The 11526-nt window shown below is 40.8% G+C and carries 12 protein-coding genes; 9 read left to right on the top strand and 3 right to left on the bottom strand.

Translation table 11 applies throughout. The features are described 5' to 3' along the window. The first annotated feature begins 206 nt into the window (after nt 1–206). Both BV375_RS23765 and BV375_RS23760 read left to right on the top strand, forming a co-directional pair. Nucleotides 207–1349, top strand: coding sequence for a serine/threonine-protein kinase (locus BV375_RS23765; protein ID WP_086765056.1), 1143 nt, complete (start codon nt 207–209; stop codon nt 1347–1349). 441 nt (nt 1350–1790) lie between these two features. Beyond that, nucleotides 1791–2369, top strand: coding sequence for an HD domain-containing protein (locus BV375_RS23760; protein WP_086765053.1), 579 nt, complete (start codon nt 1791–1793; stop codon nt 2367–2369). Between the two features lie 83 nt (nt 2370–2452). Here BV375_RS23760 and BV375_RS23755 read toward each other — a convergent pair whose 3' ends face one another. Both BV375_RS23755 and BV375_RS38820 read right to left on the bottom strand, forming a co-directional pair. Further along, complete coding sequence (locus BV375_RS23755) at nt 2453–3472, bottom strand: ribose-phosphate pyrophosphokinase (RefSeq protein WP_086765050.1); 1020 nt, start codon at nt 3470–3472, stop codon at nt 2453–2455. 885 nt (nt 3473–4357) lie between these two features. Next, a complete protein-coding gene (locus BV375_RS38820) occupies nt 4358–4480 on the bottom strand; it encodes a hypothetical protein (protein ID WP_279432956.1) in 123 nt (40 codons plus the stop codon). A 62-nt stretch (nt 4481–4542) separates the two neighbouring features. Between BV375_RS38820 and BV375_RS23750 the strand changes: the two genes are divergently transcribed. From BV375_RS23750 to BV375_RS23735, 4 genes are all read left to right on the top strand, one after another. Then, a complete protein-coding gene (locus BV375_RS23750) occupies nt 4543–6240 on the top strand; it encodes a serine/threonine-protein kinase (protein ID WP_086765047.1) in 1698 nt (565 codons plus the stop codon). Between the two features lie 433 nt (nt 6241–6673). Next, complete coding sequence (gene bioD, locus BV375_RS23745) at nt 6674–7369, top strand: dethiobiotin synthase (protein WP_086765141.1); 696 nt, start codon at nt 6674–6676, stop codon at nt 7367–7369. 144 nt (nt 7370–7513) lie between these two features. Further along, nucleotides 7514–8731 (top strand): M20 family metallopeptidase, encoded by a 1218-nt coding sequence (locus BV375_RS23740; protein WP_086765044.1) that lies wholly within the window; start codon nt 7514–7516, stop codon nt 8729–8731. 161 nt (nt 8732–8892) lie between these two features. After that, the gene (locus BV375_RS23735; RefSeq protein ID WP_143842190.1) at nt 8893–9696 is read left to right on the top strand and encodes a hypothetical protein; all 804 of its coding nucleotides are present in this window, start codon (nt 8893–8895) and stop codon (nt 9694–9696) included. Nucleotides 9697–9945: 249 nt separating this feature from the next. Here the strand turns inward: BV375_RS23735 and BV375_RS23730 are convergent, their stop codons facing one another. Then, nucleotides 9946–10593, bottom strand: a complete 648-nt coding sequence (locus tag BV375_RS23730) for a response regulator transcription factor (RefSeq protein ID WP_086765038.1) — start codon at nt 10591–10593, stop codon at nt 9946–9948. Nucleotides 10594–10668: 75 nt separating this feature from the next. Here BV375_RS23730 and BV375_RS37130 point away from each other — a divergent pair, with 75 nt between their 5' ends. From BV375_RS37130 to BV375_RS37125, 3 genes are all read left to right on the top strand, one after another. Then, on the top strand, nt 10669–10809 hold the full coding sequence (locus BV375_RS37130; protein ID WP_166507514.1) for a hypothetical protein: 141 nt from the start codon (nt 10669–10671) through the stop codon (nt 10807–10809). Nucleotides 10810–11026: 217 nt separating this feature from the next. Then, nucleotides 11027–11257 carry a CTB family bacteriocin gene (locus tag BV375_RS23725; RefSeq protein ID WP_086765035.1) on the top strand — a complete coding sequence of 77 codons (231 nt, stop codon included), beginning with the start codon at nt 11027–11029 and terminating at the stop codon, nt 11255–11257. A 103-nt stretch (nt 11258–11360) separates the two neighbouring features. Continuing rightward, on the top strand, nt 11361–11526 hold a 166-nt coding region (locus BV375_RS37125; protein ID WP_166507513.1), incomplete at its 3' end, for a CTB family bacteriocin.

The raw sequence follows: 11526 nt of genomic DNA, 5'->3' as shown, positions 1-11526 counted from the left end.
TTTTCCCAGCCATAAAATTAGGCAGGCTGGATTGTGTATTTAGCTTTTGAATATTTACTCAGTAATAATTCTCGTGATTTAAAAGTAAGTAAATTTTTATGACAGTAGTAATTACCCTCTAACTTCTGAGTATGGAAAAGTTAGGCTAACAGACAATTATTTACCGATGTGCCAAAATTGACAGCATAAGTTCGATATTTTTAATTATGGTTTGGGCATCAGGACAGCAGTTGCAGGGCGGTAAATACACAATTGAAAAAGAATTGGGTGAAGGTGGCTTTGGTATAACTTACCGCGCTAGAGGTAACAATGGGCGCTTCGTAGTTATCAAAACCCTGAATGATAAAGTTCAACGCCGCCCCGACTTTGACAAGTTTCAGCAAGACTTTGTTAATGAGGCGATAAAACTAGCTAAATGCAATCATCCCCATATTGTGCAAATTGATGAGGTAATCCATGAAAATACCCTATGGTGCATTGTTATGGAATACATAGATGGGGAAAATTTAGCCCATCGAGTTGAGCATCAAGGTATTTTGCCAGAGGCGGAAGCATTACGATACATTCAACAGATTGGTGAGGCGCTAACTGTAGTTCACAATAATGGTTTGCTGCATCGGGACGTGAAACCGCAAAATATTATGTTGCGTGGTGGTAAATCAGAAGCGGTATTAATTGATTTTGGGATTGCGCAGGAATTTTCTCAGAATTTAACTCAGACTCATACACAAATGGTAACTGATGCGTTTTCGCCAATTGAGCAATATGACAAGCGCGCAAAACGAGGTGCTTTTACAGATGTTTATGCTTTGGCTGCAACACTGTATTCTTTGTTAACTGGAGAAATACCAACAATGGCTCCAATCAGAGCAATTGGTACGCTGTTAGAAGAACCAAAAAGCATAAATCCTAGTATCAGTGAGAGAGTTAATCAGGCAATTCTCAAGGGAATGGAGGTAAAGCCAGAGAATCGCCCTCAGTCAATACAAGAATGGTTAGCATTAGCCATGCTAAATGATGCTTTTGAAAGTTTCCCAGAAATGCTTGGAACATGGTGTGGCGATTTTGGAAGTGGTAAAGCTACGCTCTCTATAACACGCCAGTCTGGGGATTCTTTTGATGGAACTTTAATTCATGAACACTGGTGGAACGGAACAGCTAAGATTGCTATCAGTGGCAAATTGAACTCTAAAACAAATGCAGTCACAATACAAGACACTAAAATATTATCAGGATATTGGAGGCTAGGTGAAAATCACGGCAAGTTATCATTTAATTTCCATGAAATATCTGGGCATGGAAAAGATAGGAAAGGCTCATATTCATGGTTATTAAAAAAAGTAAATTAGATATATCTTAATATTGGTATTTTTTCAATACTGCCTGACTATCTTTATCTGCATTTTCTCTGTGGCTTTGTAGTTCGTATCTTCATTGACATTACATCAACGCAAAGTACGTTGCTTGTGACCAATCACGGCACTGTCTACATCTAAAATAAAATAATGGCAGTTGAATAAATATTTATAGTAACTGTGCGATCGCGCCTCTCTTCCTCTACGTTCTCTACAGTTCGTTATTACAATAACTTTTTTAAAAGCAACGTAAACCCAGGTACAACCTCTTCACCACTCAAAGTTGCTGTCGCTGGATATTGAGTAATCTTGATAGACACTTTAATTCTAAGCTGAATATCCTACACGGCATCTTTAGCAACTTGACGGTTTGCTTGATGCGATCGCCTAAATTTTTCGCTAAAGTGCAATCATTAAGATGATTATTTAAATACAATGCTTTCCCAACGCTTTACCGCAGCCCTTATTTACGCTACCGAACTCCACGCTAAGCAAGTACGTAAAGGTTCTGGCATCCCCTACATTGCTCATTTATTAGGTGTTGCCAGTATTGCTTTAGAATACGGCGCAGATGAAGATGAAGCTATAGCCGCCCTTTTACACGATGCGATTGAAGACCAAGGCGGTGCAGCAACTAGAGAAGAAATTCGTCGCCGTTTTGGAGACAATGTTACAGCAATTGTCGATGGTTGTACTGATGCCGACACTACACCCAAACCGCCTTGGCGACAGCGCAAAGAAGCATATATTGCTCATCTTCCCACGGCATCTTCATCAGTGCTGTTGGTGTCAGCTGCGGATAAACTTCATAACGCCCGGTCAATTCTCAAAGATTACCGCGTGTTAAACGATTCACTTTGGCAATGCTTCCAGGGAGGTAAAGAAGGTACTCTTTGGTACTATCGGACAGTTGTCGATACCTTTAAGAGTATCGGGTCACCTGCAATTGCGGAAGAATTGGAACGGGTGGTGTTAGAGTTAGAAGGGTTGGTATTCGACAAAAATGAAAGCTGAAGGATGAAGCTGGGAAAATTTCATACTTCATACTTCATACTTTTTTACGTAGAACTGTAACAGCGATAACAGTCCTTTTTTTGCTAGCGGAACATACTACTTACTGAACTATCTTCGTGAATCCGCCAGATGGTTTCTCCGAGTAGGTTAGCCACTGAAAGCACTACCAGTTGCGGAAAACGATTGCTTTCCGGTATGGGAATGGTATTTGTGACAATCACTTCCTCAAACAAGCCACTAGACAACCGATCAACGGCTGGCGGAGAGAACACAGCATGAGTTGCACAGGCATATACCTGACGTGCCCCTTCTTCACGCAGTAACCTTGCTCCAGCGGCAATTGTGCCCCCAGTGTCGATCATATCGTCCACTAGTACTGCCGTTTTCCCCCTGACATCACCAATTACATTTAAGACTTCGGCGACATTGTGAGCTTGGCGACGTTTATCAATAATCGCTAGGGGAGCATCGTTCAGTTTTTTTGCAAATGCTCTTGCCCGGGCTACACCACCAACATCAGGAGAAACAACTACTAGATCTGACAGTTGCTTACTCGTCAGATAATCTAGTAAAACTGGTGACCCATAAACATGGTCAAAAGGTATGTCGAAATACCCCTGAATCTGGGCTGAGTGTAAATCCATTGCCAGAACACGGTTGGCACCTGCTTGAGTGATCAGGTTAGCAACCAATTTAGCAGTGATTGATTCTCGTCCTGCCGTTTTCCGGTCAGCGCGGGCATAACCATAGTAAGGAATTACCGCTGTCACCTGGCGTGCAGAAGCCCGCCGACAGGCGTCAATCATAATCAGCAATTCCATTAAATGGTCGTTCACCGGTTGACAACTTGGTTGGATGAGATAGACATCACAACCCCGAATTGATTCCTGGATTTGAATATATAGTTCGCCGTCCGCAAACCTTTTACGGATCATAGGACCTAAGTCCATGCCCAGGTAACGAGCGACTTCTTGAGACAGTTGTACATTGGCAGAGCCAGAAAACAGCCGCAGACGATTATTTTCATTCAGTCCTGTTGCAGATGGCTGCAATTTGGACAAAGTTGCAGAACTGAGCACAGCAGATCCTCGATGTGCATTCATGGCAATCTTAACATCAGCAATTTAGCAAATTTAACCGGATTAGTGTAAAAAAATATCTGTAAAAGTTAAAACATTTCTCCTAAAAATTATGATTTACTAACTTTTGAGTAAGTTTGGTAAACAAACCACTGATAGCTTAACTGAACAACAACTGTATTAACTAGGCCCATTATTCGGATTTTTTGCTGTGTAGAATAAAAACACCAGATTTCCGAGGCTAGTTTGGGAGATTGCTGCTTTTACGCACTTATTGTTGTGACTGAGAATGAACTTTTTACAGTTTCAGCCAAATTACTCCGAGATATTATATAGCTGAACCCTAATAAACAAACACCCAAGAAGCAGCCAAATGTTTTATGATACAAGCGGCACATTTAATTTGATTATTGGTAATAAATTACACACTAAAATTCCAAGAATAGCTTATTTGCTACGCAGAAACCAGATTTTAAGTGTCTAAGAATACAATATGAATACAGGCTTTTGATACATGTTCATCTGGTTAGTTATTTCTGCTGCACTGTACTATAGCAATCAAATTCGATTCATAAACTTACATTGTGTGGTGCGCTTCTCTGCGAGACGCTTCGCGAACGCGCAGCCCAAGCCCGATAGGCAGGCAATAAGCAATACTGTTATGGAAGAAACAGTAGGTCGTTTTTTTCAGAAATCAAACCAGATTCCTATACTATTTAGTGACTGCTTTGTAATATTCACACGCCAGCAACTTTGGCTTGTGTTTTTCCCAGATTATTCACACTTAAGTACTGAGAAAAGAGTGTATCAATAAAATTGAGATAGTCTTAATCAGGCTGATAGGAAATTTCAACCTACTCTACAGGAGGCTTGCTAACAGCAGTTGACGACGCGCCATGTCTTGCATAGCTAATCAAGTTGAGGAAAGTTTTCTGGGTTGGCAAACTCTGTACAAAATGGATGAAGCGGAGTGCCGTTGTCATAAGTACCCATAAGGTAGGGTAGAATATCGCCGCTAGTAAATGTTGTCACTGCTTAGACCTATCTTTGTGGAGACATCTTTCTCAGTTGCCATAACACTTAATTATTCGATTATGCAACCACCTATTACAGTTGGCACTGTCTTACAAAACCGTTACCGGATTATTCAAATTCTGGGACAAGGGGGATTTGGCAGAACCTATCTTGCAGAAGACCAAAGGCGTTTTGATGAACTTTGTGCAATTAAAGAATTAATTCCCACAACAATTGGAACTTCTGTTTGGGAAAAGACACAAGAACTTTTCCACCGAGAAGCGGCAATTTTGTATCAAATCGAGCATCCGCAAGTGCCAAAATTCCGGGAAAGATTTGAACAAGACCAGCGCTTGTTTTTGGTAGAAGACTATGTTGCAGGTAAGACATACCGGACCATACTATCGGAACGTCAAGCTGTTAATCAAACTTTGACAGAGCAAGAAGTACTACAGTTGATGCTTTCCTTGCTGCCTGTATTGGAGCATATTCACAGTCGAGGAATTATTCATCGAGATATCTCACCAGAAAATATTATTTTACGAGATAGTGATGCTAAACCAGTATTAATTGACTTTGGGGTAGTTAAAGAACTCGCAACTCGAATGCAATCCCCGAATAGCACAGCGCCTGTTACGACTGTAGGCAAATTAGGTTATTCTCCTAGTGAACAAATGCAAACAGGGCAAGCTTATCCTAATAGCGATTTGTATTCGCTAGCAGTCACAGCGATAGTTCTGCTAACTGGTCGAGAACCCTCAGAATTATTTAATGACAATCAACTAACTTGGAATTGGCAACAATGGGCGAGAGTTAATCCCAAATTTGCCCAAGTTATTAATCGAATGTTGAATTATAGACCAAGCGATCGCTATCAAAGTGCTGCTGAGGTTATCCAAGCATTACAAGCTGTCGGTCAAACTAATGTCCCTAACCCTAATGTCTCCAATATACAGACAGTTGCTGTTGGTGGTGTTCGTCAGCCGAACCCAGCACCATCGCCTTCGCCTAATAGACCTGCACCTGCAATTCCACCAAACAATAATAGCTCTGTCTTGGATAACCCTCTAGCAATTGGGGCAATTGGTAGTGCAGTAGTTATCCTAGCAGGATTTGGTTCATGGGCGTTGGTAAGTTCTATTCGCAGTCAGTCCAAGGCACCACAAGAAACACCAGGGCAAACTTTTCCTTCACCAGTTATTTCTGGTGGAACTACATTAACACCTACACCTACACCTACACCTACTAACACTGAACCTGTTGTCTTGAGTAAGCGCCTCAATTTTGGAGCATCCAATACAGCTACAGTAGAAAATACGCTTAAAGAAAATCAAATAGTTCAGTACAGTTTTTCTGGGCAAAAAGGACAAAAATTAACTACAGTTCTTCAGCAAGGCACTGGCATTGTTATTTCAGTTTTAGATACTAGGAAACAACCAATTGATAATCTGGCTAATCAAGTTCAATCCTATGAGGGCAGATTGCCTCTGACTGGTAGATACACTATTCAATTAAGTCTGGAACCAGGAATTGCTGAGAGTGATTATAGCCTCAATGTTGCATTAGAAAAACTAGTTAGGGATACACCTACACCAACTCCTACTTCTACACCCACCCCAACTCCTACACCCACTCCGACTCCTACACCCACCCCAACTCCTACACCAACTCTTACACAGATACCCACCCCGACTTCTACACCAACCCCAACCCCAACTCCTACTTCTAATGAACAACCAAATAATATACCTAATCCAATTACTAGCCCAGGAACTTAAAAATGAATGTACTATCTAAAGACAGTAATTTAGAGTTTTGATGGGGTAATTATCTATAAAATTCTGTTAATAACAATATATGGAGAATGAGACCAAATATAAGCAAATTCCAAATCTTTTTTTTTGCAACATCAGAAGAAATAGCGGCATAGCCAAATACCAGATTATAGATTAATTTCGTAGTTAGCAAAACAAAACAGTTTTCCTAATAAAAGTCTGTTTTAATTCGCTCAATCCAAAATATTGAAAATTAATGAGTATTTGAAAACTATTAGATTGATTTAGAAAGAAAATAATATAAATAAGTTACAACAATTGTTAATTATTAAAAAATCAAATTTTAACAGTTAAAATTGTTGTAAATAAATATGATTTTTAGTAATATAAAGAAATAAGTATACAAGCTAATAACTGACTCTTCTAAAACAAATTGTTGAACACACTACTAATTACTGGCACTGATACTGAGGCTGGCAAAACTGTTTTAACAACAGCGTTAGCAGCTTATTGGCAAAAGTACTTTCCTCAGCGCAACTGGGGAATTATGAAACCGATTCAATCGGGAGAGGGCGATCGCGAATGGTATCAAAAGCTGTTTTCCCTAAAGCAAACGGCTGAAGAAATTACACCACTGTACTTTCAAGCACCGCTAGCACCGCCAATCGCCGCCGCTAAAGAAAATCGCCGAGTAGATTTATCTGTAGTCTGGCAAGCTTTGTCTAACTTGCGATCGCGTCGCGATTTCGTCCTAGTAGAATCTTTGGGGGGCTTAGGCTCACCAATTACTGAAGAATTGACAGTAGCAGATTTAGCAGGAGATTGGCATTTACCAACAATATTAGTAGTGCCAGTGAGGTTAGGAGCGATCGCTCATGCAGTGGCTAATGTAGCATTAGCTAGGCAAGCACGGGTAAATCTCAAAGGGATTGTTCTCAACTGCGTACAACTGCGTTCGGATGCAGAAATAGCGGACTTAACGCCACTAGATTTGATTCAATCACTCACCAATATTCCTGTTTTAGGCTGCTTACCTCATCTAGATAACCTGGCGGATTTGGATAAACTAGCACAAGTAGCCTCAGATTTAGATTTAGGGATTATTCCAGAAATCTCTGCTTTTCATAGTTAAAGGAAATATTACTCTGATGACGCGGAGATTGATTTGAATTTTGAATTTCCCGTAGGGGTTGACTCCGCTTGCAGTAAGTGTTGCAGAATGTCACACTGGAAACATAGCCTCAGCTAGCTGTGTTTACCTAAGCTATTCTTCACAATGGTTTCCATCTTCCCAAATCCTGCTTCTGTTGACTTATCTCATGTCCGACTCTCAATTCGCTCATTACAAGCTCAACTGGTAGAATGGCGGCGACAATTGCATCAAAAACCAGAGTTGGGTTTTAAAGAAAAACTCACAGCCGAGTTTATTTCACAGAAGTTACAAGCATGGGGAATTGAGCATCAAACTGGTATTGCTCAAACTGGCATTGTTGCCATCATCAAAGGTACTAAACTCAGCACTGGTAGAGTTTTGGCAATTCGGGCAGATATGGATGCTTTGCCAATTCAAGAACTTAATGAAGTGCCTTATTGCTCCCAGCATGATGGAGTAATGCACGCTTGCGGACATGATGGACATACAGCGATCGCATTAGGTACAGCTTACTATCTACAACAGCATCGTGAGGATTTTGGCGGCACTGTCAAAATTATCTTCCAGCCAGCAGAAGAAGGGCCGGGAGGTGCAAAACCGATGATTGAGGCTGGGGTACTGAAAAACCCTGATGTGGATGCCATTATTGGGTTACACCTGTGGAATAATTTGCCCCTGGGGACAGTGGGTGTCCGGGCTGGTGCATTGATGGCAGCTGTAGAATTATTTAACTGTACAATTTTGGGCAAAGGCGGACACGGCGCAATACCACATCAAACTGTAGATTCGATTGTAGTTGCAGCCCAGATTATCAATGCTTTACAAACTATCGTGGCGCGGAATGTGAATCCGATCGATTCAGCAGTTGTGACTGTAGGTGCGTTACATGCTGGCACAGCACACAATGTGATTGCTGATACAGCAAATATGAAAGGAACAGTTCGGTATTTTAACCCAGCTTTTGCAGGCTTTTTTAAACAGCGTATTGAGCAGATAATTGCGGGAGTGTGCCAAAGTCATGGTGCAAGTTATGACTTTGAATATGTGTCACTTTATCCCCCAGTAATTAATGATGCAGGTATCGCAGAATTAGTGCGATCGGTTGCAGTAGAAGTGGTAGAAACCCCTATCGGTATAGTGCCAGAATGCCAAACAATGGGCGGTGAAGATATGTCCTTCTTCTTGCAAGAAGTTCCTGGCTGTTATTTCTTCCTTGGTTCTGCTAATCCTGCAAAAGATTTAGCTTATCCTCATCATCATCCCCGGTTTGATTTTGATGAAACTGCATTACCAATGGGTGTGGAAATATTTATTAGGTGCGTGGAGAAGTTTTTAAATTAAGTCAATTGAAGCCTTAGCGAATGGAGTTCACACGCCAGTTTTTCATCGCACTGGCTTGGCTATAGAAACCAAGCCTACCTCCCTGGGCTAATGAAAAATTAAGGTATTGAAACTTGTGAAGTTATTATGACTTAATGCCTAACTTTTTTTCACTAAATATCATGACTTCCCAACCCTTAAATCCATCTATTATTGCTGCACTAGGAGACTTTGAAAAATCCAATGCCCCTAGTGTGTGGGCAAATTTGGATAAAAAGCAAGTGCTAGCGGAAATTAAAATTCGCCTCAACGATCCATTTCAAGTTAACCAAGGGGGACAACCATTTTGCGGACCAGCATCAATTTTGTTTGAACTGATTCGCAAACAACCACTGAGATATGTGCAAATTTGCCGTAGCTTGTTTGAAACTGGCAGTTTTCAAGGACAAACTAAACGTATTCAAGCAACAGAGAGATTGCGGCGAAGTCAAGGTAGACTGCGGATGAGCCAAGCAGATTGGATGGTATTGGCAACATTACGGGAATCAGAAAATCTTATTTTCCCTGTTGAACCAGATGCACCCGATATACTCCGCAATTTGGCTGGTATGACTAAATCTTGGGAAATTAAAGGCTGGACAAGTGAAGTTTTGGGCTATCGCCAAGTCAAGTACATCCATACATATATATATGGTGAAACTGAAGCTTTGAATACAGCGGCACAAGTTATCGCCTCTGGTGGTGTAGCTTTTGCTTTAATTACCGCTGAAGGTTTACTTGGCAATGGTAATAAGCCCTTTTTGCCTTATCCTAATCATTGGATAACTATATTGGGGAATATCTCAACTCAAAGGGGTTTATTGTGGTCAAATGATACTGGACGTTTCAGCATGGATGTTTATTCTTGGGCGAATAAATATCACATCGATTTAGGTAAAGGCCCATTCGAGGATTATTTTTGGGGTGTCGTATGGGGATCAATGTAATTGTGCTGGCTGACTAGAGAGTTTCCCAACCGCCAGAGGTACAGATTTATCTGTGTTAATCTTCTGTACCCTCATTACAAAAAAACTATGGTTTTTAAGGTAGATGCAGTTTAGCAGTCATATTTGATGTGTGGAAATTACCCCTAGAGGCAAGCAATAGACAACAACAAAACAGCGTGCGTGGTATTGGTTAAAGCGCAAGTGTGGGAAATTTTTTCACCAATCAAACCTGATTACTATTAGATATCACTATTCAAAGATAGAGTTAGCGTAAATTGCCAGTTGCGATCGGTTTTTCAAATTCAAACGATTGAATAGGTGGGTGACGTGGGTTTTAACGGTACCTTCGGAAATATAAAGTTTCTCCGCAATTTCACGATTAGTTGCACCTATACCAATCAAGCGCAAAACATCTTGTTCTCGATTAGTAAGAGTACTCAAGTCCTGCGACGGTGTTTTCTCTTGGCTAACTGACGTTGAAGCTGGTACTTTAGCAAGCATCTTTTCCAATAGCCCTGGTCCCATTTGGGTGTAACCTTTATGCACAAACCGAATCGCCTGTGCCAGTTCCTCAGATGGCATATCTTTTAGTAGATAACCCTTAGCTCCTGCTTTCATTGCCTCGGCAATATTTTGATCGTCATCAAAGGTGGTTAGGACTAATACTTTAATAGTGGGAAAGCGATCGCAGATAACGCGTGTAGCAGCTTTGCCATCCATCACAGGCATTTGAATATCCATCAAAACAAGATCGGGTTGCAAAACTGTAGCTTGCTCAATAGCAGTTTCACCATTATCAGCAGTTCCCACTACTTGCAAGTCTGACTCCAAATTGAGCATAACTTTGATTCCCTCGCGGATCAGAGCTTGGTCTTCTACAAGTAATACACGAATCATAATGGACACCTCAGAAGAACTAAAAGTTAGATAAAAGCGCCTTTTAAAGCAGTTGTAACTCTATCGTGGTTTGTAATGCACCTTAAAGTATTATCTTCAACTGCAACATCAACAATTTCTGAAGTGGCACTCAACAGTCTCTATGCCTCTGCTATGGATGATTCGAGTGGTAAAGCAGTAGAAAAACTGTCAGTGGCTCTATTACGAAAGTTTTAGATATATATACCTATAGTATCAACGAAGGTCTTAGGGCAGTTAGCTATTTTGCAGAGTTGGGATTCAAGACGTTTTTCAGATGTTTATTCCTGGCAGGAATCCTACTATGAATACAGTTAGAACAAACAAAGCAGAGGGCAAAAAACAAAGCAATAAAAAACTTGTTTTACCTCTATTCTAACTAACTCTAAATCACACAAATAAAGGAGTCAAAATCATGTCAGTTGAAAATCAAGCCGCTATCGAATTGTCAGAACAAGAATTAGATGTAGTTGCAGGTGGTAATGGTGGTGATGTTCTGTTTGATGCCACCCGATTCCAGTCCAACACTCTGCTCGTGGGACAAAACACTCAATCAGGTCCAGGAGGTAGTTCCACAACTTCTACGGTAGCAAGACAAGTACTCGATACCAGTGCGATTCACTTGATTGCATTAGGTGGACACTAAATATTACAAAAACTTCAGCAGAGGTGAGACTCAAACACAATCAATCATCAATAAACCTCTGCTTTTAAATCAGTAAAAACTTACCAATATAGGAGTCAAAATCATGTCAGTTGAAAATCAAGCCGCTATCGAGTTGTCAGAACAAGAATTAGATGTAGTTGCAGGTGGTAATGGTGGTGATGTTCTGTTTGATGCCACCCGATTCCAGTCCAATACTCTGCTCGTGGGACAAAACACTCAATCAGGTCCAGGAGGTAGTTCCACAACTT

It is taken from the genome of Nostoc sp. 106C (assembly GCF_002154725.1).
Classification (GTDB): Bacteria; Cyanobacteriota; Cyanobacteriia; order Cyanobacteriales; family Nostocaceae; genus Aulosira.
The sequence above is the reverse complement of the archived record's forward strand: the minus strand, read 5'-3'. Positions and strand labels throughout refer to the sequence as shown.

Excerpts from the sequence above, each read along its gene's own strand:
- BV375_RS23755 (WP_086765050.1), bottom strand. The coding sequence starts at position 3,472 with ATGAATGCACATCGAGGATCTGCTGTGCTCAGTTCTGCAACTTTGTCC.
- BV375_RS23725 (WP_086765035.1), top strand. The coding sequence starts at position 11,027 with ATGTCAGTTGAAAATCAAGCCGCTATCGAATTGTCAGAACAAGAATTA.
- BV375_RS37130 (WP_166507514.1), top strand. The coding sequence starts at position 10,669 with ATGCACCTTAAAGTATTATCTTCAACTGCAACATCAACAATTTCTGAA.
- BV375_RS23735 (WP_143842190.1), top strand. The coding sequence starts at position 8,893 with ATGACTTCCCAACCCTTAAATCCATCTATTATTGCTGCACTAGGAGAC.
- BV375_RS23765 (WP_086765056.1), top strand. The coding sequence starts at position 207 with ATGGTTTGGGCATCAGGACAGCAGTTGCAGGGCGGTAAATACACAATT.
- BV375_RS23750 (WP_086765047.1), top strand. The coding sequence starts at position 4,543 with ATGCAACCACCTATTACAGTTGGCACTGTCTTACAAAACCGTTACCGG.
- BV375_RS23740 (WP_086765044.1), top strand. The coding sequence starts at position 7,514 with ATGGTTTCCATCTTCCCAAATCCTGCTTCTGTTGACTTATCTCATGTC.
- BV375_RS23760 (WP_086765053.1), top strand. The coding sequence starts at position 1,791 with ATGCTTTCCCAACGCTTTACCGCAGCCCTTATTTACGCTACCGAACTC.
- BV375_RS23730 (WP_086765038.1), bottom strand. The coding sequence starts at position 10,593 with ATGATTCGTGTATTACTTGTAGAAGACCAAGCTCTGATCCGCGAGGGA.